21 protein-coding genes are annotated in these 24,225 nt (G+C 56.3%); 5 read left to right on the top strand and 16 right to left on the bottom strand.

All coding sequences use genetic code 11. The annotated features are described in order from the left end of the window. Positions 1–45 precede the first annotated feature (45 nt). The 3 genes from ABD735_RS00190 (at position 46) to ABD735_RS00180 (ending at position 3,566) form a co-directional block, all read left to right on the top strand. Positions 46–2,436, top strand: coding sequence for a penicillin-binding protein activator (locus ABD735_RS00190; protein WP_344802071.1), 2,391 nt, complete (start codon positions 46–48; stop codon positions 2,434–2,436). A gap of 118 nt (positions 2,437–2,554) precedes the next feature. After that, positions 2,555–2,908, top strand: a complete 354-nt coding sequence (locus ABD735_RS00185; protein WP_344802069.1) for a YraN family protein — start codon at positions 2,555–2,557, stop codon at positions 2,906–2,908. Then, positions 2,898–3,566 (top strand): hypothetical protein, encoded by a 669-nt coding sequence (locus ABD735_RS00180; RefSeq protein ID WP_344802067.1) that lies wholly within the window; start codon positions 2,898–2,900, stop codon positions 3,564–3,566. The genes ABD735_RS00185 and ABD735_RS00180 overlap by 11 nt, the downstream gene beginning before the upstream one ends. Before the next feature lie 28 nt (positions 3,567–3,594). On the opposite strand, the gene ABD735_RS00175 is transcribed toward ABD735_RS00180, so the two are convergent. The 13 genes from ABD735_RS00175 to ABD735_RS00115 all read right to left on the bottom strand — a co-directional run bounded on the left by ABD735_RS00175 (position 3,595) and on the right by ABD735_RS00115 (position 14,993). Further along, positions 3,595–4,020 (bottom strand): ClpXP protease specificity-enhancing factor, encoded by a 426-nt coding sequence (locus tag ABD735_RS00175; protein WP_344802065.1) that lies wholly within the window; start codon positions 4,018–4,020, stop codon positions 3,595–3,597. A gap of 67 nt (positions 4,021–4,087) precedes the next feature. Further along, complete coding sequence (gene sspA / locus ABD735_RS00170) at positions 4,088–4,717, bottom strand: stringent starvation protein SspA (RefSeq protein WP_344802063.1); 630 nt, start codon at positions 4,715–4,717, stop codon at positions 4,088–4,090. Positions 4,718–4,838: 121 nt separating this feature from the next. Continuing rightward, a complete protein-coding gene (locus ABD735_RS00165) occupies positions 4,839–5,594 on the bottom strand; it encodes a cytochrome c1 (RefSeq protein WP_344802061.1) in 756 nt (251 codons plus the stop codon). An 8-nt stretch (positions 5,595–5,602) separates the two neighbouring features. Beyond that, positions 5,603–6,838 (bottom strand): cytochrome b, encoded by a 1,236-nt coding sequence (locus tag ABD735_RS00160; protein WP_344802059.1) that lies wholly within the window; start codon positions 6,836–6,838, stop codon positions 5,603–5,605. Beyond that, on the bottom strand, positions 6,838–7,422 hold the full coding sequence (gene petA, locus ABD735_RS00155; RefSeq protein WP_344802057.1) for a ubiquinol-cytochrome c reductase iron-sulfur subunit: 585 nt from the start codon (positions 7,420–7,422) through the stop codon (positions 6,838–6,840). The genes ABD735_RS00160 and petA overlap by 1 nt, the downstream gene beginning before the upstream one ends. A gap of 385 nt (positions 7,423–7,807) precedes the next feature. Continuing rightward, on the bottom strand, positions 7,808–8,200 hold the full coding sequence (rpsI, locus tag ABD735_RS00150; protein WP_344802055.1) for a 30S ribosomal protein S9: 393 nt from the start codon (positions 8,198–8,200) through the stop codon (positions 7,808–7,810). A 9-nt stretch (positions 8,201–8,209) separates the two neighbouring features. Beyond that, positions 8,210–8,641 carry a 50S ribosomal protein L13 gene (gene rplM, locus ABD735_RS00145; protein ID WP_344802053.1) on the bottom strand — a complete coding sequence of 144 codons (432 nt, stop codon included), beginning with the start codon at positions 8,639–8,641 and terminating at the stop codon, positions 8,210–8,212. Positions 8,642–8,949: 308 nt separating this feature from the next. Beyond that, entirely contained in the window at positions 8,950–9,777 is an 828-nt protein-coding gene (locus tag ABD735_RS00140) for a TatD family hydrolase (protein ID WP_344802051.1), read from the bottom strand. Positions 9,778–9,783: 6 nt separating this feature from the next. Further along, positions 9,784–11,388 carry a peptide chain release factor 3 gene (gene prfC / locus ABD735_RS00135; protein WP_344802049.1) on the bottom strand — a complete coding sequence of 535 codons (1,605 nt, stop codon included), beginning with the start codon at positions 11,386–11,388 and terminating at the stop codon, positions 9,784–9,786. Further along, positions 11,385–12,077, bottom strand: coding sequence for a hypothetical protein (locus tag ABD735_RS00130; RefSeq protein ID WP_344802047.1), 693 nt, complete (start codon positions 12,075–12,077; stop codon positions 11,385–11,387). Before ABD735_RS00130 ends, prfC begins: the two co-directional genes overlap by 4 nt. A 3-nt stretch (positions 12,078–12,080) precedes the next feature. Next, complete coding sequence (gene rimI / locus ABD735_RS00125; RefSeq protein ID WP_344802045.1) at positions 12,081–12,539, bottom strand: ribosomal protein S18-alanine N-acetyltransferase; 459 nt, start codon at positions 12,537–12,539, stop codon at positions 12,081–12,083. Between the two features lie 4 nt (positions 12,540–12,543). Continuing rightward, positions 12,544–13,428 carry a hypothetical protein gene (locus tag ABD735_RS00120; protein ID WP_344802043.1) on the bottom strand — a complete coding sequence of 295 codons (885 nt, stop codon included), beginning with the start codon at positions 13,426–13,428 and terminating at the stop codon, positions 12,544–12,546. Between the two features lie 5 nt (positions 13,429–13,433). Further along, positions 13,434–14,993 (bottom strand): 2-isopropylmalate synthase, encoded by a 1,560-nt coding sequence (locus tag ABD735_RS00115; RefSeq protein ID WP_344802041.1) that lies wholly within the window; start codon positions 14,991–14,993, stop codon positions 13,434–13,436. A gap of 217 nt (positions 14,994–15,210) precedes the next feature. Here ABD735_RS00115 and ABD735_RS00110 point away from each other — a divergent pair, with 217 nt between their 5' ends. Both ABD735_RS00110 and ABD735_RS00105 read left to right on the top strand, forming a co-directional pair. Further along, the gene (locus tag ABD735_RS00110) at positions 15,211–15,783 is read left to right on the top strand and encodes a histidine phosphatase family protein (RefSeq protein WP_344802039.1); all 573 of its coding nucleotides are present in this window, start codon (positions 15,211–15,213) and stop codon (positions 15,781–15,783) included. A 120-nt stretch (positions 15,784–15,903) separates the two neighbouring features. Beyond that, on the top strand, positions 15,904–16,866 hold the full coding sequence (locus ABD735_RS00105) for a YihY/virulence factor BrkB family protein (protein ID WP_344802038.1): 963 nt from the start codon (positions 15,904–15,906) through the stop codon (positions 16,864–16,866). A 28-nt stretch (positions 16,867–16,894) separates the two neighbouring features. Here ABD735_RS00105 and ABD735_RS00100 read toward each other — a convergent pair whose 3' ends face one another. From ABD735_RS00100 to uca, 3 genes are all read right to left on the bottom strand, one after another. Beyond that, positions 16,895–18,607 carry a potassium/proton antiporter gene (locus ABD735_RS00100; protein WP_344802036.1) on the bottom strand — a complete coding sequence of 571 codons (1,713 nt, stop codon included), beginning with the start codon at positions 18,605–18,607 and terminating at the stop codon, positions 16,895–16,897. 119 nt (positions 18,608–18,726) lie between these two features. After that, positions 18,727–20,550 (bottom strand): allophanate hydrolase, encoded by a 1,824-nt coding sequence (gene atzF / locus ABD735_RS00095; protein ID WP_344802034.1) that lies wholly within the window; start codon positions 20,548–20,550, stop codon positions 18,727–18,729. A 1-nt stretch (position 20,551) separates the two neighbouring features. Then, positions 20,552–24,193, bottom strand: coding sequence for an urea carboxylase (gene uca, locus ABD735_RS00090; protein ID WP_344802032.1), 3,642 nt, complete (start codon positions 24,191–24,193; stop codon positions 20,552–20,554). Positions 24,194–24,225 lie beyond the last annotated feature (32 nt).

The raw sequence follows: 24,225 nt of genomic DNA, 5'->3' as shown, positions 1-24,225 counted from the left end.
CGTCAACTGCCCCCGTCAACTGTTCCAGCCGAGACCCTGTCGACCATGCCTGCTATTTCCAGCCGATCTCAGCGTTTAATCCGTCGATCTGCGCCTTTACAGCCCGTGCATCGGCCCGAGTGCTCCGCCGGAAGACGCGCCGTCAGCCGCTTTCTGCTGCTCGCATTTGGCCTGTGCCTGCTCGCATTTGGCCTGTGCCTGCTCGCTGCCTGCACCACTACGCAGGCGCCTTCTGGTGATCGAAGCAGCGCGCCAGGCACCGGGGACGCTAGCGATGGCAATGCCGAAATAAGCTCGGCGCAGGCACTCATCGCGGACTCTTCTGATTATACAGGCGAAGATCGGACCGGCTGGCTGATTGATCAGCTTGATGAACTCATCAACACCAGCGATTACCTCGCGGCTGACACTGTTATTGCATGGCTGCAGGAGCGTCGCCTCCCAGCAGGGCAATCGGCTCGCCTGGCGCTGCATGAAAGCCGCCTGCATCTGCTGCAGGATCGTCCGGACGCTGCCTTGCTGGCGCTGGAACAGGCAGACCAACAACGAGGTCTCGCTGCCTTCGACCAGATTGACCCGGCCTTACGACAACAGGCAGTCATTCAGTATATTCACGCAGCCACCCGCAGCGATCAACTGCTAAAGGGCTTCTATGCAAGGACGGTCTACGAAGGGCTGTTCAGCGAAGAAGCCTATGCCGCGAACCGCCGAGCCATCTGGACCACAGTCTCATCACTCGATACCGGCATGCTCGAACAGATAGTGGAGGCTGAAAATATTGCCTCTTTGCCTGGCATCGGAGAAGCGGGCTTTCTGGCCGAGACGCCTGCCAGCCAATTTGGGGAGCTGAAAGGCTGGGCCGACCTGACCCTGCGACTCAGAAGCCGTGGCACGCTGGAAGAGTATCGTGAGTACTGGCGAAACTGGCGGCAGGACTGGCCCGGTCATTCTGCCGCCAAGCAGCCGCCTGAAGCCGTGCAGCAGCTCTCGCGCCCAGACACCCGCTACCCGCGGAAGGTAGCGGTACTCCTGCCTGGTAGCGGCCCCTTCAAACCAGCAGCAGACACATTGAAGGCTGGCTTCCTGGCCGCCTACTTTCAGCGCTTCGGGCGCGATGAACGTCTCACCTCCACGCTGGGACGAATTCACCCCTCTCAGCAGAACAGTATCTGGAGCACAGCCGACGTAGCCCCTGAGCTGGTTTTCTTCGACACCGCAGGTATCGAAAACTTCACAGATCTCTTCATGGAACTACAGGTAAACGGTTTCGAACAAGTGGTAGGGCCGCTGGACAAGGACGCGGTAGCGCGAATGGCCAGCCTTCCCCAGCTGTCGCCGCCAGTTTTGGCCATGAACTACCTCGACAACGAGACGGCGCAGCCGCCACCAGGGCTTTTCCAGTTTGGCCTGTCGATGAACGATGAAATTGAACAGGCGCTTTCACATCTAGGTGATCCTGCCTACGCCGACCAGTTGGACAGAGCAAATATGCGGAGAACCTTGCAAGAGGAAGCCGCAGCCAACACCGCCATGATTACAGCACAGGCGCTCGATGAAGACAGCACAGCCGAGGCGCTTGGAGCGGAAGTTGAGCCCGGCGATTTGCAAGACGAGGTAGACGCTGAGGATTCAACTGTCACTGAAGCGGATGACATCGGCCGTTCTGATGAGCGCGTCGACGATTCGGTCGACAAAGCTTCGATGGATGAAGCCTCGCCCATGCCCTCTATACCACGACGACACAAGATCGCCATCATCCAGGAAGACGCGCCCTGGGCCCGCAAGCTGGCGGAACATGCGCGCGAGCAGGCCAAGCGCTACGATATCGAAATTGCTCACGAGATCATTATCGACAGACCTGCCGACCTCTCCCCGCAGATCGCCGACATGTTGCTCATCAGGGAAAGTAATAACCGCCGAGCCAGATTGCAGAGCGTCGTCGGCAAGCTGGAGTTCGAGCCAAGGCGGAGGAAGGATCTCGACGGTATTATGGTTATCGCCACGCCTTACTGGCTCCGTCAGATCAAACCGCTGATGGCGTTCCATTACGCCCGGACGTTACCAGTAGTCGCGGTATCCATGGCCTTTGACGGCAAACAGGATGAGCGCAAGAACACTGACATGAACGGCCTGCTGTTCACAGCATTGCCCTGGGTAGTCGATCCTGAGGTTCAAGCCAGCGAACTGAAGCAGCAGTCGGCCGAGATGGTGAGCAATCCTGCCTACAGTAATTTGTTCGCCATGGGTGCAGACACTTTTGCGCTCATCGACAAACTGGAGTTGTTGACCATCTTTTCGTCAGCTTATGTCGAAGGCTATACCGGAGAACTGTCTCTGATGAAAGACGGGCGAGTGCGACGAACCTTCCCCTGGGGACAGTTTGTCAGGGGGCAGGCTCAGCTTCTCCCGAAAAGCACAACCGGACATTTGGAGTAAGCAAAGCGGGCGCTGCCGCATTATAATGCGACCAACGGATGCTTGACCGTATTCATCACGGTTGCTTCATCTTTCTTAAACGCAGGCTAGCTGTCTCTAAGGACAAGGAGGTCCTGAAATGGTTCACAACGCAGAAATAGGTACGAATTACGAGCGGATGGCTGCAGACCATCTTCGTCGAAGCGGTCTTCAGATCATCGAACATAATTTTCGCTCTCGCTCTGGCGAAATCGATCTGATCTGTATCGACCAGACCACGATCGTCTTCGTGGAAGTGAAGATGCGCAGCTCTGATAGTTTCGGCGGGCCAGCTGCCGCCGTCACAGGCTCAAAGCAGGCAAAAATCAAGCGCTGCGCCAGTTTCTACCTCACCATGAAAAACCTGCATAGCTGTAATTGCCGGTTTGACGTGGTAGCCATTCTTGACACTGGCGACAATCCTCGCATCGACTGGATTCAGAATGCTTTCTGACGAAGAACCGCTCGACCATTCGGCGCGCTCCTTACTGGCGGGCAGCATTCAGGCCCTGCTCGACGCTGCTGATACCTTACCACTTCAGATTACACAGGCAGGCGACCTGCTTGTCGCAAGCCTATTGGCAGAGGGCCGTATCATTACCTGTGGCCTGCACCATGCCGCGCGTTCGGCAGACTACCTTGCTGAGCTGCTGCTATATGGCTTCGACAAGCCCCAGCCAAGTCTTCCTGCCCTGGCCCTGAAGTCCGAAACCCGCTTCCTCGCCTTTAATGAGGTCGGCAGCGCGGGAGATCCAGAGCATTCCTCCGTCAGCCCCGAGGCAGCCTTTGGCGCCCGACTTGCAGAGGCTCAGGCCGACGTGTTTGCGCGACAAATTCGGGCCTTTGGCCACGCGAATGATGTGTTGGTTTTGTTTAGTCAGGACGTCAGCAGCGAACAAATTCGACGCGCAGTGCATACTGCCACTGATCAGGGTATGCAGATCATCATAATCAGTGATGAGGTTTGGGAGGAAGCCAGCGAAGGCTTGTGCCTGTTGTCACTGAACACCGGAAAAGCTCACCTCTTTCAGGAGATGCTGGCGCTCATTGTTCACGGGCTGTATGACAGAGTGGAGCGGAGCCTTTTTGGTTCCGGCCTGGAGACAGACTAGCCCGCCTGCTCCAGTTTCAAGAACTGACTTACTTTACAATTTTCAACGATGGCCGCTCTGCAGGCTTTGACTTCTCCGCTCCAACCTTCGAAGATTTTTTCGCCTTTTTCGGACCTTTATCCGGCGTATCATCGGGAGAGCCGCCAGGTTCGGATCCAAACACCATGCCCTGCCCATTTTCCTTCGCGTAGACCGCAACTATAGCAACTATCGGCACTGAAACCAGGCGAGGCACACCACCGAACCGGGCAGTGAACTCAAGAGTTTCATCATCGATAAGGAGGCTTCTCACCGCGCCTGGACTGATATTGAGCACGATCTGACCATTACTCACGAAGTCCCTCGGCACATCCACACCTGGTAAAGACGCATCGACGACTATAAACGGAGTCAGATCGTTGTCCAGAATCCATTCATTGAGCGCACGGAGTAAATAGGGTCTGCTAGGGGTCATGTATCACTCTTACACTATCAAAAACCGGCAGAGATGCCGCTGGCCTCTCTGCTCATTCAGGTCTGGCTTAGAGCCTCATTTCCCGCTCGACGTCAGACAGGCTCGCCTTGAACGAGTCGCGCTCGAACAAGCGGGCCATATACTTCTGTATTGGCTTGGTCTGCTTTTCAGGCAGCTCGATACCCAGTACGGGCAGGCGCCAGAGCACCGGGGCAATACAGCAATCAACGAGGGTAAACTCGTCGCTCATGAAGTATGGCTTCTCAGCGAAAATCGGAGACGCTGCAATCAGGCTTTCTCGCAGGGCCTTGCGGGCTTTCTCGAGTTCAGCAGGCTTGCCACCAGCTAAAATCTTGTCGACAAAGACACACCAATCGCTCTGAATCCTGAACATGAACAAACGGCTCTGCGCTCTCGCCACCGGATACACGGGCAATAGCGGTGGATGAGGAAAGCGCTCATCCAGGTATTCCATCATGATGGCCGGATCGTACAGCGAAAGCTCACGGTCGACCATCGTCGGCAGCAGGTTGTAAGGATTGAGCTCAGCGATTTCGTCGAGCATGTTATCTGGATCGACATCCACTACATCAACCGTGACGCCTTTCTCAGCCAGCACTATTCGCACTCGGTGTGAATAGTGATCCTGTGGATCAGAGAAGAATGTCATTGATGACCGTTTGGTCACGACGCCCATGAGCCTACCTCTAGAATTGAAACAAAGCGGATAATGATTGGTACCAGCAAAAACGCCCTAACTAGTAGGGCGATGCTTTCGGTGGACCGAAAATAATTGGAGACAAAGTATACACGATAACCTAGTGAATATCTTTCCAGTATTCCCGGTTGAGCAGATACACAGGTATGAACAGTATCACCAGGAACAGCAGAACCCACGGCGCGATCGCGTTAGCCTGCAGCTTTGATGGCTCACCGACATAGACTAGAAAGTTGGTAAGATCCCGCATGGCGCTATTGAACTCAGCCGGCGTCAGCTCACCCTCAGTGACATAGCTCTCGCATCCGCCACCGCCCACGATCTCTCCAGACATCGGGTCGACTTCACTCTGAACACCAGTTTCAGGCTTGCTCGCACACAAGCCCTGCATCTGGGACAGCACGTGTGGCATGCCCACATCCTTGAAAACCGCGTTATTCACACCCCATGGTCTGGACTCGTCCTTGTAGAACGTGCGCAGATAAGTATACAGCCAGTCGGCACCCCTCAACCGGGCAATCAACGACAGATCAGGTGGTGCCGCACCAAACCAGGTCTGAGCCAGGCCGGGCTCCATGGAGTTCTCCATCAGAGAGCCGATTTTCGCATCGCTGAATATCAGGTTCTCAAGATACAGATCGTGCGGAATGCCAATATCGTCTGCAACACGCTCGTACCGGCTGTACTTGAGCGAATGGCAGGCCATGCAATAGTTGGTGTAGAGCTGAACACCACGCTGCAATGATGGCTGGTCGGTGATATCGATATCGACCTTATCGAGCGCAACCTTCGAAGCCGCCGCGTGAACGGTGAATGGCAGCATGACTGCAAACGCAAGAGCCAGACGACTCATCATGACAGATCTCATTTGAATACCACCCTCTCTGGTACGGCCTTGGTTTTTTCAAGCTTGGTGTAAAACGGCATCAGAAGGAAGAAGGCGAAGTAGAGCCCGGTACACAGCGGTGCCAGCCAGTACGGCTGCTCGTTCGCAGGCAATGCCCCGCACACGCCGAGTATAATAAAGCTCACGACGAATATCCCCAGCCAGACCCTGCTCATCCAGCCCTTGTAACGCCAGGACTTCACCGGACTGCGATCGAGCCACGGCAGCACGAACAGGATTGCTATTGCGCCGCCCATAACGATGACACCCCAAAGTTTCGCATCGACGCCAAAGAATGGGTAGGTAATCGCCCTAAGCATGGCGTAGAACGGGGTGAAGTACCACACCGGTGCAATATGATCAGGCGTCTTCAGCGCATTCGCTGGTTCGAAGTTAGGCTTCTCGAGGAAGTACCCACCACCCTCTGGGAAGTAGAACACTACCGCCAGAAAGATGAAGAGGAAGATCACGATCGGCACAAGGTCATGCACGGTGTAATACGGATGGAATGGAATGCCATCTCGCGGAATACCATTGGCATCCTTGTGCTTCTTGATATCGACGCCGTCCGGATTGTTCGAGCCAACTTCGTGAAGCGCCAGGATATGCAGGACGACCAATCCGAGAATCACGATCGGCAGTGCGACCACGTGCAGGGCAAAGAAGCGGTTCAGGGTAATACCTGATATCAGATAATCACCACGAATCCACTGCGTAAGATCGTCACCAATGACTGGAATGGCGCCGAACAGCGACACGATGACCTGTGCACCCCAGTAAGACATCTGTCCCCATGGCAACAGGTATCCAAGGAAGGCTTCTGCCATGAGCACCAGATAGATGATCATGCCGAAGATCCAGATCAGCTCACGGGGCTTCTGGTATGACCCGTACAGCAGCGCGCGGAACATGTGCAGATAGACGACCACGAAGAATGCGGTAGCCCCTGTAGAGTGGAGATAGCGGATGAGCCAGCCGTACTCGACATCCCGCATGATGTATTCGACGGACTTGAACGCACCTTCAGCCGTAGGCACGTAGCTCATGGTCAACCAGATACCTGTCAGTAGCTGGTTGACGAGCACGACCATGGAGAGCACGCCGAACATATACCACACGTTGAAATTCTTCGGCGCGTAGTACTTGCTCATGTGCTTTTCGAAAGCGTTTACAATCGGGAGCCTTTCGTCTATCCAACCGATCAACTTCTGCATTACGCGTTCTCCTCATCTACGCCGACTATCACGGTGTTGTCATCGACATACATATAGGGTGGTATGACCAGGTTCGTTGGCGCTGGAACACCCTTCGTTACGCGACCAGCCAGATCGAACTTGCTGCCATGACACGGGCAGTAATAACCGCCCCAGTTTTGATTCGGAACCACTTCGGGCAGGTATTGAGGCGAGCAACCCAGATGGGTACAGATTCCGACAACGACCAGAAGCTCTTCCTTTCTTGAGCGATGAATGTTCTTGGCATACATCGGCTGCTGCTCTCGCTCAGACAGGGGATCTGCGAGATCATCCTTGTGGGCATCCAGCTCCTTGAGCATTTCGGGGGTCCGTTTCAACAGCCATACAGGCTTGCCTCGCCATTCAACAGTAATCTGCTGACCTGGTTCGATCTTGCTGATGTCCACCGTGACGGGTGCGCCTGCCGCACGAGCCTTGGCACTGGGGTTCCATGAAGCAACAAAAGGGACTGCTGCTCCAACCATGCCGACACCGCCTACTACTGCAGTGGCTCCTACCAAAAAGCGGCGACGGCCGTTACTGCCTGCGTCGACTTGCGCCATACCTAGATTCTCCACACGTATTACGAATTTTGACTGCAGCTTGGGTCTGCGAATCTGGCGCCAGAGCGGAAGATACTGCGAGAACCGTGCCCTCAAGCAGCGATCCAGGGCCTGTCCGAACTAAACTGCGGGCGTAAAATGGCCTGTATAGTAAAAGAAAAGTCATCTTACTGACAAGCGGAAAGGCATTTATGATTTCGCTGGCGCAGCCAGTAAATCAATCACTTCGGACCACACCAAGGATAACTGAACTTAAACAAAAATGCCGCCGAAGACACCTTCGACGGCATTTATCGCTCCGCGACCTCTGCCGCAGGAACGTGCTGCTTCCAGCTGCGCAGCCAAGATAAAGACAGCGCAGGCAGAAGGCGTAACAGCAGCCCGATTATCGCTTGCTGAACTGCGGCTTCTTACGTGCCTTGCGGAGACCAACTTTCTTCCGCTCGACTTCACGCGCATCACGCGTGACATAACCAGCCTTGCGCAGCATTGGACGATTAGTCTCATCATATTCGATAAGCGCACGGGTGATACCGTGACGAATCGCGCCAGCCTGGCCTGATGGTCCACCACCAGCAACTGTGACATAGATGTCGAACTTGTCGGTCATCTCTGTGAGTTCCAGAGGCTGACGAACAACCATTCGCGCTGTCTCACGACCGAAGTACGCTTCAAGCGTCTTCGAGTTTACAGTAATCTTGCCAGTGCCTGCGCGGAGGAACACACGTGCAGTCGAGGTTTTTCTACGGCCGGTTCCGTAGTTCTGATTGATAGCCATGGTGATACCTTATCCGATATTCAATTCGATGGGCGACTGCGCGCTATGTGGGTGCGCTTCACCAGCATAGACTTTCAGCTTGCGAAGCATGTCACGTCCGAGAGGGTTGCGCGGCATCATGCCCTTTACGGCCAACTCGATCACTCGCTCAGGCTTGTGCTGGATCAGCTTTTCAAAGGACATTTCTTTCAAGCCACCGGGATAGCCGGTATGGCGATAGTACATCTTATCGGTAGTTTTCCGACCGGTTACACGGATTTTTTCAGCATTGACTACAACGATGTAGTCGCCAGTATCAACGTGTGGCGTGAATTCTGGCTTATGCTTGCCCCGTAAGCGGTGCGCAATTTCGGTACTGAGTCGGCCTAGCGTTTTCTCGCTGGCATCGACGACATACCAGTCGCGCTTGACTGTTTCTGGTTTGGCACTGATCGTTTTCATGACGTGTCACTCGCACTCTGACTGATTATCTGACTGATTGCTCAGTCGCTTATCCAACAATGAGGCCTGCATCCGCTCTGGATAAAACGCGACTTGATATGTGGATGTCGCGTTGTGCTGCGGACCTGCAGACTTGATCCTCTTTCCGGTCGTTTCGAGTTCACGGGGCCAAAACCGAACCGACCTGGGCAAGGGCGCAGGATTATACGAATTTGACGCCCCGTTTGCCAGTTTTTTGCTGCCAAAATGAATAAGTTCCGAAATGTGCGGCGAATAGCACGTCCAGCAAGCACCGCCACAGCCTGGCTTCAGGCCGGAAACGGGCCAAAAAGCCGCACTGAATTTCTTGCCGTCTGTTCGACAATTTCTTCAACCTCGCAGCCCCGCAACTCAGCCAGCGACTTCGCCGTATCCATGAGTCGCTCCGGCGTATTGACCTCCCCCTGATGACCGCAAACCGGCATCGATGGCGCATCTGACTCCAGCAACAGGGAATCAATCGGAAGTCGAGCCACCGCATCGCGGGTCTTGCGCGCCCGGTCGTAGGTAATGATCCCCGAGATTCCAAGCATCAAACCCTGCCGGATGAATTGCTCCCCCTGCTCAAAACTGCCACTGAAGGCGTGCACCATCCCTCGTCTGAGACCAATGGCTTTCAAAAGACGAAGCATGTCTTCATGAGTCTTCACCGAGTGCAGCATCACCGGCTTTCCGAGATCGGCGGCCAGCTGCAACTGAGGCTTCAGCAGGGCCTGCTGCTCTTCGCTCGATAGCTCGATCGTCGCATCCAGCCCAACTTCGCCGAGCGCGACGCAGTCATCCCGTTCAAGCCACGACGCCAAGGCTTTGATATCGGCCTCACCATGCTCATGAGCCCACCAGGGGTGGATGCCATAGGCCGCGTGGATATTGTCGTTGGCCGCAGCCAGGTTGCTGACCCTTTGCCAGTTGTCCTTGCCAATCGACGGCACCACATAAGCATCTGGCGTTCGCTCGATCAGTGTTTCGAGACTGACCTCACGCGCCTTGTCAGACGCCATCGAGCCCGGATGACCTGCACCGTGACATATCCCCGCGCGCGCCCGGTAAGCGGCAAGCTCATCGAAATCGAGATGGCAGTGAGCGTCGACCAGCATGACAGATCAGTGCTCCCGCGTCGTTCTGAACTCCACCTTGGGATGACGTTCCTGGGCGAGCTGGAGATTGACTCTGGTCGGCGCTAGATAGGTAAGACTGTCGCTGCCATCAATGGCGATATTCTCAGGCGCCTTGCGTTTGATCTCCTCGAGCGCCTTCGGGTCATCGGAGGTAAGCCAGCGCGCCGTGCTGACGCTGATGGATTCATACACGGCCTCGACCTTGTATTCTGTTTTCAGCCTCGAGACCACGACGTCGAACTGCAGCATACCCACTGCACCCACGATGAGGTCGTTGTTCTTCGTTGGCCGGAACACCTGAACCGCGCCCTCTTCCGAGAGTTGTATCAGTCCCTTCTGCAGCTGCTTGGACTTCAGCGGGTCGCGCAGAAGAATCCGGCGGAACAGTTCCGGAGCGAAGTTGGGGATACCGGTAAACTTCAGCTTTTCACCTTCTGTGAAGGTATCGCCTATCTGGATCGTGCCATGATTGTGCAGACCGATGATGTCGCCTGCGAAGGCTTCTTCAGCACGCTCGCGGTCGCCAGCCATGAAGGTCACGGCATCGGCTATGCGCACTTCCTTGCCGAGACGAACATGATGCAGCTTCATGCTCTGCTCATAGCGTCCTGAGCACACCCTGAGGAAAGCCACACGATCGCGGTGCATGGGGTCCATGTTCGCCTGAATCTTGAAAACGAAGCCCGTGAAGGGCGTTTCACTGGCTTCGACGGTTCGGCTCTCTGTCGCGCGAGCCTGGGGCGCTGGCGCCCATTTCACCAGACCATCGAGCATATGGTCGACGCCGAAATTACCGAGCGCCGTGCCAAACACCACCGGCGTCAGTTCGCCAGCGAGGAATGCAGCCTGATCGAATTCGTGGGATGCGCCCTTGAGCAGCTCGATTTCTTCCCTGAATGCATCTGCCCCGCCGTCCATCAATTTATCCAGCTCTGGATTGTCGAGTCCCTTGATGATGCGGGATTCCTGCACGGCATGGCCCAGGCCACTCTTGTAGCAGATGATTTCGTCTCTCAGCAGGTGATAAACGCCTTTGAAACCCTTGCCGGAGCCGATGGGCCAGGAGATTGGCGCACACCGGATATTCAGCACATCCTCAACCTCATCGAGTAACTCCATCGGATCACGGATATCACGGTCGCACTTGTTCATGAAGGTAAGAATTGGCGTATCGCGCAACCTGGTCACTTCCATGAGCTTGATGGTGCGCTCCTCGACACCTTTCGCGCTGTCGATCACCATGAGACAGGAGTCAACTGCCGTCAGGGTGCGATAGGTGTCCTCCGAGAAATCCTCGTGACCGGGGGTGTCGAGCAGGTTCACCAGCGCGCCGCCATAGGGAAACTGCATGACCGAGGTCGTCACCGAAATACCACGATCCTTCTCCATCTGCATCCAGTCCGAACGCGCGAACTGCCCCGACTTCTTGCCTTTCACCGTGCCAGCTTTCTGAATCGCGCCACCATGCAGGAGCACTTTTTCAGTAATGGTGGTCTTACCCGCGTCAGGGTGCGAGATGATAGCGAAAGTTCTGCGCTTGGCGATTTCAGCGCTGAGTTTGCGGTCGCTCGCGACGGCTACTTGATTCAAGAATAATCCTCTTCATGGAAAGCATTGAGTTTTTCGGGCCAGAAAGCCACAAATCCGGACACCAGCATGCCGTTGATGATCCCCTCCGGCAGCATGATGAGCGGCAGGTAGGCGAGCAGTAGCGAATGATTGCTGCTCCAGGCGATGTCATTCAGCATCCAGCAGGCGGTAAATGCCGCCAGCATGCTCGCGCCAATGGCAAAACCCGCACCGAGAAAGCCCGGCAGCATGATGAACAGGAAAAAATTACCGTTCTGCCCGCCCTTGACCTGGCTCTCAATCAGGCGCCTGTTCATGTGACGCTCAAGCTTCAGGAACATTAACGTGACTGCAACGGGAATGAGCACCACGAAAGTAGCCGTCATTGGTATTGTCTCAAAACGACCGACACCAATCAAAGGTCCGATGAGGCAGGCCAGTATGCCTATTACCGTGGCGTACAGCCAATGGAACACGAGCACCAGCACGCTGATACCAAGAAAATGGAAGGCCAGGCCCAGGTCGGTCTCGTAGCGAATACGCCACAGAATGAGAACGGCCAGAAGCGCGCCACAACACATATGCAGAAATTCGCTGTTCTGGAAGCGGCGAAAGCGGACATTGGCCAGGATGAAAAACAGGACGATGCCGAAGACCGACCATTGCAGACCGACCCAGAATGGTGAACTCGACTGCGCCAGGCATTCCACGGCTCAGCCTCCGTCGATCTCGAGTTGAAGACCCATGATGATAGCGTCTTCGCGACCGCCCGCCGAAGGGTAGTAGCCGTTACGACGGCCAATTTCAGCGTACCCTGCTGCGTCATACAGACGCCGGGCAGGTGTATTACTGGACCTGACTTCAAGAAACACGGTCGAGACCTTTCGCGCGATAAAACGGTCTTCTGCGAAGGCCATCAGCTGGGCCCCTACACCCTGCCCCTGCAGCGCGGGCCGCACACAGATATTGAGGATCTGGCCTTCATCGAGAATGACCTTGAGCACGAGATGCCCGACGATTTCGCCATCAACCAGCAAGACCCAGCACTCATCGGCACCGTCCAGACAACCAACGAAAGATTGCTCACTCCACGGATGTGAATACGACTCCCGCTCGATCGCAAGCACCTGCGCGAGATCACGCTCAAGCATCAACCTGTATTCGAGTATCATGAGGCTATGTCCGCTTGGCACTCAGTCGTCTCGGGGACAGCAGCAACAACACCGTCTGCACGCTACGTCTGAGATCGAAATCCGCCAGCAGTCGGCTCAGTGGGGGCAGCAGAACAATTCTCGGGCCGACCTGCTCTGCCAGTTTTTCGGGCTTACGCAAGGTCTCTTCTGGCATGGTCAGAATCTCGCGCCAGAACAGGCAATGCTCATCTTCGAGGACGCCAGCCGCTGAACCGGACTCTGGTGTATCGAGGTCGGCCCCAAACAGAAGCGCTGTCGGCCGCCTTGTACTGGCCGTCAGCTCTGGCATCGCCATCAGCTCGGGCAAACGCTCGGCAATACACCGACGATACATTGCCAGCTGATCGACGCCGCCCAACAGCGCGAGGACCGAGGGCTTGAGTGGGGGCCACTGAAAAACGGTAACAAGCCCAGGCTCAAAGTTTGCCGGCGACGCATCACCTGACGCTGGTTGATCTCCAAACTGGCGACAAATCGATTGGAACAGCGTGCGCTGAGCCTTGTACTCCGATGACTTCTGCTCGCCACTGAAGACCCCGAACCAGTGGAGCCCGTTTTGGCATGCAGTCATGCTGAAGCTGTCGAGGGCAGGCTGAGGCACCGAGGCGGCTTCTGAAGGAGCCTCCACCTCAGACTGTTTTTGCCTGGCTCCAGGCCTAGTGGCCTTCGGTGCTGATTCATCAGCCACGACGATCTGCCGCACTGCCGCTATCGACACCGGCGCGATTTTCCCCGAGACATCAGCAGGTTGGGCCTGTGGCGCCCTGCTCCGAACCGCATAAAGGTCTGCCCGGAGCGCCGACCCATCGATGCCAAGCGCAGCCAGACAGCGCTGGCGATGCGCCTCGTCCTGTGCGTACGGCGACATCAACACTAGACCTGACTCTGCGGATGGGCCTTGCGGTCCTCACTGAGAACAATATTGAGCGCGTGGATATAAGCCTTGGCCGATGCGATAACGATGTCGGTATCTGCACCGACGCCATTCATGATTCGGCCATTCAGCTCGACTCGAACAGTGACCTCGCCCTGAGCATCGATGCCTTGGGTCACGTTATTGACTGAGTACAGCTGCAGCATCAGCCCGGAGCTCACAATCATTTCGATGGCGCTGTATGTCGCATCGACCGGCCCACCACCGACGGCGACAGCTGACTTCTCCTCACCGTCGACGGTCATGACTACCTTGGCTTCAGGCGTGGTGCCTGTTTCCGAACAGACCCGCAAACTGACCAGCCTGAAACGCTCTTCACCTGCAGCACTCTGGGTATCACTGACAATGGCCTGTAGATCCGCATCGAAGATCTCATGCTTCTTGTCTGCCAGATCCTTGAAGCGGGCGAAGGCTTCGTTCAGCTCGAGATCGGAACTGAAGCTGTAGCCAAGGTCGTGCAGCCGGGTCTTGAAAGCGTTGCGTCCCGAGTGTTTGCCCAGCACGAGGCTATTGGCATGCCAGCCCACATCCTCAGCCTTCATGATTTCGTAGGTTTCACGGTGCTTGATCACACCATCCTGATGAATGCCCGACTCATGGGCGAAGGCATTCGCGCCTACGATGGCCTTGTTGGGCTGCACTGGAAACCCTGTCACTGTTGATACCAGCTTGGAAGCCGGCACGATCTGTCTGGTATCGATTCTGGTGGTGAGATCGAACAGATCGGGACGTGTGCGCACCGCCATGACCACTTCTTCAAGTGCAGCATTGCCCGCTCGCTCGCCGAGACCATTGATGGTGCACTCGACCTGGCGTGCCCCATTGCTCACCGCCGCCAGGGAGTTCGCGACGGCCAGGCCAAGATCGTTATGGCAGTGACATGAAAAGATGGCTTTGGAAGCGTTTGGCACACGTTCCATCAGCGTCTTGATGAGAAGGCCAAACTGCTCGGGGATGGCATAGCCAACGGTATCAGGAATATTGATGGTGCGGGCACCAGCCTCGATGGTGGCTTCGATAATGCGACACAGAAAGTCGAGTTCCGAACGACCAGCGTCCTCACAGCTGAACTCAACATCCGCTACCAGGTTCCGCGCCATGCTCACGGCTTTCACCGCCTGCTCGATGACCGCCTCCGGCTGCATCTGCAGTTTGTACTTCATGTGGATCGGTGAGGTCGCTATGAAGGTGTGGATGCGACCCGATGCGGCCGGCTGCAAGGCCCGCGCGGCGCTGTCGATGTCTTTCTCGAGGGCTCTGGACAAGCTACACACGGTGGAGTCGCGGACAGCTTCAGCAATCATGCGCACGGCTTCGAAATCGTCGGGACTGGCAATGGCAAAGCCAGCCTCAATGACATCGACCTTCATTTTTTCAAGCGCCTTGGCAATCCGTAGCTTCTCGACCTTGGTCATCGAAGCGCCCGGGCTCTGTTCGCCGTCGCGCAGAGTAGTATCGAAAATGATGAGTCTGTCTTGAGCTGGAGTGTTCGAATTCATGAGAGCCTACCTACGTGCGACTGGCGAAGCCTAGCCGAGCACTATAAAACAGATCGAAAACTGGTACAAAGTTCTTCCATTCGACAGTTCTGAACAAAACCGGGCCCGGGTTGGCGGACATACGGCCCGAGATTCTCTGCTGTGCCGTGTTCTAGCTGACTGTACGTAATCTAGCAGAGACAGAAACCCTTCTTTTCCCACGGGCAATGGCCAACTCATGATACTCATCCGCTTCCTGTGCCTCAGCTTACTGATCGTCGGTTCTGCACACGCCGACAACTTCAGCGATACAGAGCTCTGGCAACAGCTCAAGCGGGGCGAGGCAGTCGCGCTGATGCGACATGCCCTGGCGCCCGGCTTCGGGGACCCGGACCACTTCGTAATCGATGACTGCAGCAGTCAGCGCAATCTCTCGGCCGCAGGCCGTACCCAGGCTAAACAGATAGGGGCGGCATTTCGCAAAAGAGGGATGGACCAGGCGCCTGTCTATAGCAGCCAATGGTGCCGCTGTCTCGACACCGCCAGACTGCTGGAACTTGGTCCGGTCATGCCATTGCCGGCGCTCAACTCTTTCTTTAATCAACCCGGCCAGGGAAAAACGCAGACTGCTGAAATCAGGCGTTGGCTGCAATCAGAGGGTGCTGATGTAACACCTCTCGTATTGGTGACGCATCAGGTGAACATAACAGCACTGACCAATATATTTCCGGCCTCTGGCGAAATGGTGATCCTGCGAAGAAATGGCGCCGCAGCGCTATCAGTGAGCGGCACCATTCTGATCGAGCCGTAACGAAGGCTAACTTGCTTCCCATCGTCTTGGCTGCCTGCCATGGCGGGCGAGTGAGCTTTAGCCAGTAGCCATTCGTACCGAAAAACTCATCAAACCAAAGAATAGGCAGGGAGATTTTCTGTGGCAACTCAACACGCAAGTTCTGATCACGGTCGTCAGGCCACCTCTCCAGGGGACATCCCCAAATCGGGCTGGAAGGATATCCTCATTCGCACCTGGAAAGAAAAGGCCAACGACAATCTTGGTCTCGTAGCCGCAGGTGTAGCCTTTTATTTTCTTCTGGCGGTCTTCCCTGCTATCGGCGCATTCATATCTATTTACGGACTCATGTACGATCCGGCGGACGCACAACAGCAGATGAGCGACGCGATGACCATGATGCCGGCAGATGCCAGAGAGATTCTCAACGAGCAGATGCAGCAGCTGGCTCAACGTGGCAGTGGCACACTTGGTTTAAGTGCGGCGATTGGCATTCTGCTCGCAATCTGGAGCTCCATGAAGGGCACCAGCGCACTGATGACAGCCTTGAATATCGTCTACGATGAGCGTGAAGAGCGTGGCTTCGTGTACCTCAAGTTCATCACTTTCCTCATCACCTTCGGCGCTTTCGTCTTTGTCGCTGTATCGCTTGTAGTCATTGCCGCGGCGCCCGCAATTCTTGAGCAGATGGGCCTGGGGAGCTGGATAGAAACAGTGATTCAATACGCCCGGTGGCCAGTCCTCGCCTTGCTGTTCATGTCGCTGCTTGCAGTGCTCTATCGTTTCGGCCCATCCCGAGCAGCGCCAAAGTGGCGCTGGGTCTCCCTCGGATCAGTCACTGGCACCATACTGTGGATAGTGGGCTCGCTACTATTCTCCTGGTATGCCTCAAATTTCGGTAGCTATAACGAGACCTTCGGCTCGCTGGGGGCGGTGATTCTCCTGCTGATGTGGTTCTACATCACAGCTTTCATCATTCTGTTGAGTGGAGAGTTGAATGCAGAAGTCGAACATCAGACGAAAATGGATACGACCTCGGACGAACCGGAGCCGATGGGCCAGCGGGAGGCTTTCGTGGCCGACACCGTCGGGCAGCGTCACTAGTTTGACAAGCTGAGCGAAGTGCCTGATCTCACTCGTCCCGACTGAGTTTCAGGCCAACTTTGGTCACAAGGTCTCCCTCCACCGCTCTGACGGTCAGCATAATGCTACCGAGGTCGAGCCGGTCACCAACGACAGGATGGCCACGCTTGTCCTCGGCAAAGCAGTCCGACAGCGTCTTCTGCGGCTGGAAACGATCCACCTTGAAGCCGTATACCAACTGCACATCGCCCAGGGTGGCCTGACCCTCGAGAAGAAATTCACCAAAGAAGCGGCGATCTGAAAGCCGCTCTGGCGGCTCTGTTCCGCCTAGCAGCTTGTTGACGTTACTGACCTGGTCGTGCGTCGTAAATACTGCCAGCACGTCGCCTTCGAGCACCTCGTCTCCGGCCTCGCATCCATGCAACGCGCCATGGCGAAACAAGGCCCCCAAATGTGTTTCGTCCGGCAGGTGCAGTTTGGACAACGGTACGGGACGAGTCCATCGCTTGCCTTTCAGGGGAATGAGCAACAGCTCATGATCGCCTGTCTCGACCCGATTCAGTGGGATTCGCAGTTTGGACTCCGGTGGTTTCGGCACTTCAAGTTTCAGTTTTCGGGCGAGCGGCGCCAATGTGGAGCCCTGGAGAACGAGACTGATGATGACCACCACGAAGGCCACTTCGAAAATGATGTTTGCGCCTGGCAGCCCTGCCATGAATGGAAACAGGGCCAGCACGATCGGCACCGCACCACGCAGACCTACCCAGCCGATAAAAATATGTTCGCGCCTCGAGAATCCGAAAGGGAGCAGTGAAATCACCGTCGCCAAGGGTCTGGCAATCAGGATCAGCGCCAGCGAAAGGATCAGCGCCATTGGAGCGCTTTCGAGCAGCTGAGAGGGCGTTACCAGGAGGCCCAGCAGCAAGAATAGAATTAGTTGCGCCAGCCAGGCGAGTCCGTCATGGATCTGCAGAATCGAAGGCATCATGCGCACCTTTCGACTCGCGATCACAATGCCCATGAGGTAAACCGCAAGAAAGCCGCTGCCATTGATCAGGTTGGTCGCACTGAACAGGGTAATGCCGCTCGTAACCACCAGGAGGGGATACATGGCTGGCACGAGGTTGACCATATTCAGTAGCCGGGCCATGATCAGGCCGCCGCCCAGCCCGGCAAGCGTTCCAATGCCAAACTGTTGCACCAGCATCAGCAGCGCGGTCCATACAGTGCTGTCACCATCCCCCTGAATAAAGCCGATCAACAATAGCGTGAGAAAGATGGCCATTGGGTCGTTGCTGCCTGACTCGATCTCCAGGGTCGCTTCGACCCGCTCGTTTATGGTAAGTCCCCGCCCCTGCAGAAGCGAGAATACCGCTGCGGCGTCTGTCGATGAGACGATGGCACCTATCAGCAGGCCGAACAATAAAGGCAGGTCGAAGAGCCAGACCGCTACAAGGCCGCAGATGCTGGCCGTAATGACGACACCAAGAGTGGCTAACAGTAATGCCGGTTTGAGTCCGACGCGAAAGGATTCGACACGTGTCCGCATGCCGCCATCAAGCAGGATGATCGCCAGCGCCAGGTTACCGACAATGAAGGCGGTGTCGACATCGTTGAAGAAGATCTGCCCCGGCCCTTCCTCACCGGCGAGCATGCCCACACCCAGAAACAACAACAGAACCGGCATACCAATGCGGGAAGACAATGGCGTCACCAGAATGCTGACCATGACCAGGGCTGCGCCCACCAATAACCAAGCCATGTCCATGAACGATGCTAACCTTCTGAATCAGTGAAGTTCCGGGACTAGAGCCCGCTGCTGCTCCATCTTACATAAGGTAGACGCCTTGGACACGCACGCAACACCGCATTGATGTGTTTTTATGGAGTGAGTGTCGCGAGGTAGGCACGCCATCCGCCGAGACTGGTGATGTCTTTAGCAGCGGCTATGGCATACGGTTCGCAGATGAAGCTACAGACCCACCGGCCGTCCTCGAGTTCTACTTTCCCGATCCCCAGAGGCGCAGGGATATTGCTGACGAAGCTACCGAAGTGCTCGCTCGGCATCGACCACACTTCCACCTCAATGTGTTGACCTGACCTGGTGTCCCTGATCAGACCTGGGCGAAAGGGCGGACCGCCAGCCAGCGCATACATCCGGTATGCGGCGGCGGTGGTGGTTCGTTCAGTCAAGGTCGCTCCGCGCTCTGTCAGCTGCCAGTTGAGGGGCAGACCCTGCAGGTGAGCGCCACAGACCACAATGTCGATCTTGCGGGTATCAGTGACCGGATTGGTCGCTGCCGGTATCTCCTGTGTCTGCTCGCTGCTGCCTCGTGCCCCCAGTGGCAGCTTCAGAGTCTGCTGAATCCGGTTGGCAATCGATAGCAATGCACGGTCGCTGTCACGCGGTCCGGCCAGGGTCACGCCAAAAGGGAGATGACGCTCCGTGAAGGCTGTGGGCACCGCTACAGCGGCAAGATCCAGCAGGTTCATGAAGTTGGTGTAGTAGCCGAGCTCGCTGTTGCAGCTCACCGGTGCTTCGAGCATTTCATCGATGGTGTGTAGCTTGCCGGCTGTTGGCAGAAGCAGGCAGTCAATCAGCGACAATGTCTCATCGCAGCGCTGTTTCAGCGCCGTCAGCCGATATTGTGCCTGAAAGAGATCGAGTGCCTTGGGCTGACCGCCCGGCTCTATGATCTGCCGAATCACGGGCAACAGCGCCTCAGGTTGAGACTCCAACAGCGGCTGTATCGCCAGATAGCGTTCGCTGACCCAGGGGCCTTCGTACAGCAGCCTGGCGGCTTCATCGAACGGTGCGTAGTCGATCTCGACGAAGTTGAAGCCGGCATCGGACAACTGCCTGAGTGTCGCCTTATAGGCGCGCTGATAAGCATCGTCACCGAAGAAGCGCAATTGGGCTTGAGGAATGACGCCTACCTTGAGCGGCCCTTTTCGAAGGCCGTATTGGCGTGACTGATTGTGGTACGGATTTGAGCGGCTGTACCCGTCCTGCGAGTCGAAGCCCTCCGCACTCGCCAGCACTGAATTGGCATCGTCAGTGGTGAGGGCGAAAATGCTGATGCAATCGAGGCTTCTGCAGGCTGGTACTAGCCCACTTGCTGACAGCAATCCTCTCGATGGTTTGACGCCGATCAGGTTATTGAAGCACGCCGGTACTCTGCCAGAACCCGCCGTGTCGGTACCGAGACTGAAACTCGCCAGTCCGAGTGCAACCGCGACCGCAGAGCCAGAGCTCGACCCACCGCTGATGAAGGCCTTGTCGACAGCGTTTCGACAAGCGCCGTAGGGCGAGCGCGTGCCATTGAGACCTGTCGCGAACTGATCCAGGTTGGTCTTGCCGACTGGAATGGCGCCGGCATCGATCAGCTGCTGAACCACCTGCGCCGAGGCCTCAGGAACATATTTGTATGCTTCGCAGCCTGCGGTAGTCGGAATGCCTGCCAGATCGATATTGTCCTTGATCGCAAAGGGCACGCCCCAAAGCGGACAGTCTTCAGCAGATTTCGTTTTCAGCTGGTCGAGGTAAAACTGCTGCTCTGCCTCGCCAAGGAGGTGAATCCAGATATTGCGATCTTCAGCATCTTTGGCGCGTCGTCGAATACCAGCCATCAATGCATCCGGTGTGAGCTCCCCTGTCTGGTAGGCGTTGCGCAGAGCCTGGATCGTCATACTCTCTGGCTTCATGTCAGCTCATCTCCTCGGCAGTAGTGACGGTGTTCTGATGTTCATCTTCATATGGCTTCAGCACGACCAGCGCCTGTCCGGCTTCCACACGGCTTTTAGTCTGTAGCAGAAGATGAGTGACCGTGCCGTCGACCGGCGCTTCGACCGCTATTTCCATCTTCATTGATTCAAGGACCATCAGCGTGTCGCCGGCTTTGACCTGATCGCCAATCTTCACGGCAATTTGCCAGATACTGCCTGACACAGAGCTATCGACAGCAAGACTGGTGTCCGGCCAGCTGACATCCTTATCGTCTTGCTGGACTTCAGGTGGGGTGTAGTCGAACTGACCATTGGCATGCCACTGGGCGAGCTCCTCTTCGAAGGCCGCCTGCCGGCGCGCCCGGAATTCATCAACCTCTGCTGCGTGGTTGGCAGTGAAGGCTTCATAATCAGAGAGACTGAACTCCCCTTCCTCGATCCGCAGTGGGTAGCGCCCTTGCGGAAAGTCACGCCGAATTTGCTGCAGTTCTTCGTGGCTCACTTCATAAAAGCGGATCTGATCGAAAAACCGCAGCAGCCATGGATTCTGGAATTCATCTGTCTTGCGATATCGATTCCACATCTGCAACGTACGCCCGACGAACTGATAGCCACCGGGGCCTTCCATGCCATAAACGCACATGTAGGAGCCGCCGATGCCAACGGAGTTCTCTGCTGTCCAGGTCCGGGCGGGATTATACTTGGTGGTCACCAGACGGTGTCGTGGATCGACCGGCGTTGCCACCGGCGCGCCCAGATAGACATCGCCCAGTCCCATGACTAGATAGGCCGCGTTGAAGACGATGGCCTTTACCTCGTCGATACTGTCGAGGCCATTGATGCGACGAATGAATTCGAGGTTGCTTGGACACCAGGGCGCCTTCTCCCTGACCGACTGCGTGTATTTTTCGATGGCCAGCTGACAGGCTTCATCATTCCAGGACAGCGGAATATGGATGGTGCGGGAGGGTACGGAAAGACTGTCCAGTCGCGCGAACAGCGCCGCTTCGGCAGCTTTCAGATGAGCTATCAGGGTGTCGTGACTGAGCACCTGACTGTCGAAGTGGAGCTGGAGCGAGCGGATCCCCGGCGTGAGTTCACGCAAACCATCGAGCGGGTTGGCTTCGAGCCACTGCATCAACGCATGGGCACGAAAACGCAGGCGGACATCCAGGGTCTGCTCACCGTATTCCACCAGCAGGAAGTGATCACCCGCTGCCCGATAGACGATCTGCTCACCAAACTCGCTGGCTGCCAGCGACGCCAGCACAGGCGTATCTGGTGCGATGGCCGACCAAGCTTCTTCAGCCGATGACAGTGTTTCGATCTGCCTGATCTGCGCAGCTTCAAGTTTGACAGCCGTATCGATCGAAACGGGTATGAAACGGATGGTATTGCCAGCCCGTAGCTGACCCAACTTCCACAGGTCCGCCGTGATGACCGTGGCTGGACAGACGAAGCCGCCGAGCGAAGGCCCATCGGGGCCGAGAATCACAGGCATGTCGCCCGTGAAGTCGACCGTACCGAAAGCGTAGGCATTGTCATGAATATTGGACGGATGCAGGCCAGCTTCACCGCCATCCTTCCTAGCCCATTCAGGCTTCGGGCCGATGAGTCGTACTCCGGTGCGACTCGAGTTGTAGTGTACTTCCCAGTCGGTTTCGAAAAAACGGCTGATATCGTCGTCCGTGAAAAAGTCAGGGGCGCCATGGGGCCCATAAATAACCCGAAGTTCAACCTGCTCAGCGAGCTTGGGTACAAGCGTCGGGGCAAGTGCTTCCGACTTGTGCTTGCTCGGCACCTTGTTGAGCTTCAGTACATCGCCAGCTCGGAGGGCGCGACCATTGTGGCCGCCAAACTGGCCCAGGGTGAAGGTGGCGCGCGAGCCAAGATACTCGGGGCAGTCGATGCCGCCATTGATTGCCAGGTAGGCTCTTGCGCCCCCACCCTGTACACGCCCGAGGGTCAGGGTCTGACCAGCACCAATCAGCAGAGACGAATTCATGGACACCGGCTGGCCATCGAGTCTGGCCTCGATCTCAGCGCCCGTGATCGCAATGCGCGTCTCGCTGGCAAAGCGCAGCGTTGGCCCCTGCATGGTGATTTCTAGCCCGGCAGCCTCGGCCCCGTTGCCCAGCAAGCGGTTGCCCAGGCGGAATGCATAACTGTCAAAGGGGCCAGACGGTGGCACGCCCACTGACCAATAGCCGTTGCGGCCTGGATAATCCTGGATCGTCGTCTGTGTTCCGCCTTGCAGCACATCGATGCGCGCAGGCTGATAACTGAACTCATTCAGGTAGCGGGTAAACATTTTGCCCTGCTGCAAAATCGTGTCACTACTCAGCTCGCGCAAATAATCGAGGTTGGTTTCGCTACCATATAATCGAGTCGACTCGAGCGCACCCTGCAGCTTTTCCAGAGCCGATTTGCGGTCGCCCGCGTGGACGATGATCTTGGCAAGCATAGGATCAAAATAAGTCGGGATCTCAATACCTGATTCGACCCAGGTGTCTATTCTCAGGCCTTCGCCTTCAGGGAACCCGACTTCCGACAGCAGGCCCGCGCAAGGCTGAAAGTCACGATACGGATCCTCCGCGTAGACCCTCACCTGAATGGCATGACCACTCGCTTTCAGTTGCTGGCGCGCCTGCCGAAGCTCCGGAAGCTCGCCGGCCGCCTGGCGAATCATCCACTCCACCAGATCGACACCAAACACCAACTCGGTGACGCCATGCTCGACCTGCAAACGGGTATTCACCTCGAGGAAGTAGAACTGGTCGGTCTCCACATCGAAGATGAATTCTACGGTGCCTGCATTTCGATAGTTGATGCTGGCCAGCAACTGCTCCGCCGTCTGATACAACTGCTGACGCACGGCATCAGTCAGCCCTGGCGCCGGACACTCTTCAACGACTTTCTGATTGCGTCGTTGCGCAGAGCAGTCCCGTTCGCCGATGGCGACGACCTTACCATTACCATCGCCGAAGCCCTGCACTTCGATGTGACGAGCTCGCGCAATGAACTTCTCCAGGAACACGCTGTCATCCGCAAAGTTGCTCGCGCCGAGACGCTTGACCTTGTCGTAGGCGCCTCTGAGCTCTTGTTCACTACTGCACAGTTGCATCCCTATACCACCGCCACCGGCACTACTTTTGAGCATCACGGGGTAGCCGACCCTGGCTGCCTCAGCACAGGCTGACTCGAGATCGTTCAAAAGCTCGGAGCCCGGTAACAGCGGAACGTCGGCAGCCAGGGCGAGCTCACGCGCCTTGTGCTTGAGACCAAAGGTCTGCATCTGCTGAGGTGTAGGACCTATGAAGGCGATTCCAGCTGTTTCACATTGCTGCACAAAATCGGCGTTTTCGCTTAGAAAGCCGTAGCCGGGATGGATAGCCTGAACGCCATGTTCCAGCGCCAGCGCAATAATCTTTTTCGCATCGAGATAGGTGTGTGAGGCATCGCCGTCACCCAGTGAATAGGCCTCATCGGCGTTGCGAACATGGAGGCTGTCAGCGTCGCAGTCTGCGTAAACAGCGACAGAAGTGACGCCCATCTGCCTGAGCGTGCGAAGTATGCGCGTAGCAATGGCGCCACGGTTGGCAATCAGAACTTTGCTGAACATCAGTCAATCCTCAAGCGGGCCGTCCCGCATAT

This window comes from Allohahella marinimesophila (genome assembly GCF_039538005.1).
Classification (GTDB): domain Bacteria; phylum Pseudomonadota; class Gammaproteobacteria; order Pseudomonadales; family Oleiphilaceae; genus Allohahella; species Allohahella marinimesophila.
The sequence above is the reverse complement of the archived record's forward strand: the minus strand, read 5'-3'. Positions and strand labels throughout refer to the sequence as shown.

Excerpts from the sequence above, each read along its gene's own strand:
- ABD735_RS00190 (WP_344802071.1), top strand. The coding sequence starts at position 46 with ATGCCTGCTATTTCCAGCCGATCTCAGCGTTTAATCCGTCGATCTGCG.
- ABD735_RS00185 (WP_344802069.1), top strand. The coding sequence starts at position 2,555 with ATGGTTCACAACGCAGAAATAGGTACGAATTACGAGCGGATGGCTGCA.
- ABD735_RS00180 (WP_344802067.1), top strand. The coding sequence starts at position 2,898 with ATGCTTTCTGACGAAGAACCGCTCGACCATTCGGCGCGCTCCTTACTG.
- ABD735_RS00175 (WP_344802065.1), bottom strand. The coding sequence starts at position 4,020 with ATGACCCCTAGCAGACCCTATTTACTCCGTGCGCTCAATGAATGGATT.
- sspA (WP_344802063.1), bottom strand. The coding sequence starts at position 4,717 with ATGGGCGTCGTGACCAAACGGTCATCAATGACATTCTTCTCTGATCCA.
- ABD735_RS00165 (WP_344802061.1), bottom strand. The coding sequence starts at position 5,594 with ATGATGAGTCGTCTGGCTCTTGCGTTTGCAGTCATGCTGCCATTCACC.
- ABD735_RS00160 (WP_344802059.1), bottom strand. The coding sequence starts at position 6,838 with ATGCAGAAGTTGATCGGTTGGATAGACGAAAGGCTCCCGATTGTAAAC.
- petA (WP_344802057.1), bottom strand. The coding sequence starts at position 7,422 with ATGGCGCAAGTCGACGCAGGCAGTAACGGCCGTCGCCGCTTTTTGGTA.
- rpsI (WP_344802055.1), bottom strand. The coding sequence starts at position 8,200 with ATGGCTATCAATCAGAACTACGGAACCGGCCGTAGAAAAACCTCGACT.
- rplM (WP_344802053.1), bottom strand. The coding sequence starts at position 8,641 with ATGAAAACGATCAGTGCCAAACCAGAAACAGTCAAGCGCGACTGGTAT.
- ABD735_RS00140 (WP_344802051.1), bottom strand. The coding sequence starts at position 9,777 with ATGCTGGTCGACGCTCACTGCCATCTCGATTTCGATGAGCTTGCCGCT.
- rimI (WP_344802045.1), bottom strand. The coding sequence starts at position 12,539 with ATGATACTCGAATACAGGTTGATGCTTGAGCGTGATCTCGCGCAGGTG.
- ABD735_RS00120 (WP_344802043.1), bottom strand. The coding sequence starts at position 13,428 with ATGTCGCCGTACGCACAGGACGAGGCGCATCGCCAGCGCTGTCTGGCT.
- ABD735_RS00115 (WP_344802041.1), bottom strand. The coding sequence starts at position 14,993 with ATGAATTCGAACACTCCAGCTCAAGACAGACTCATCATTTTCGATACT.
- ABD735_RS00110 (WP_344802039.1), top strand. The coding sequence starts at position 15,211 with ATGATACTCATCCGCTTCCTGTGCCTCAGCTTACTGATCGTCGGTTCT.
- ABD735_RS00100 (WP_344802036.1), bottom strand. The coding sequence starts at position 18,607 with ATGGCTTGGTTATTGGTGGGCGCAGCCCTGGTCATGGTCAGCATTCTG.
- atzF (WP_344802034.1), bottom strand. The coding sequence starts at position 20,550 with ATGAAGCCAGAGAGTATGACGATCCAGGCTCTGCGCAACGCCTACCAG.
- uca (WP_344802032.1), bottom strand. The coding sequence starts at position 24,193 with ATGTTCAGCAAAGTTCTGATTGCCAACCGTGGCGCCATTGCTACGCGC.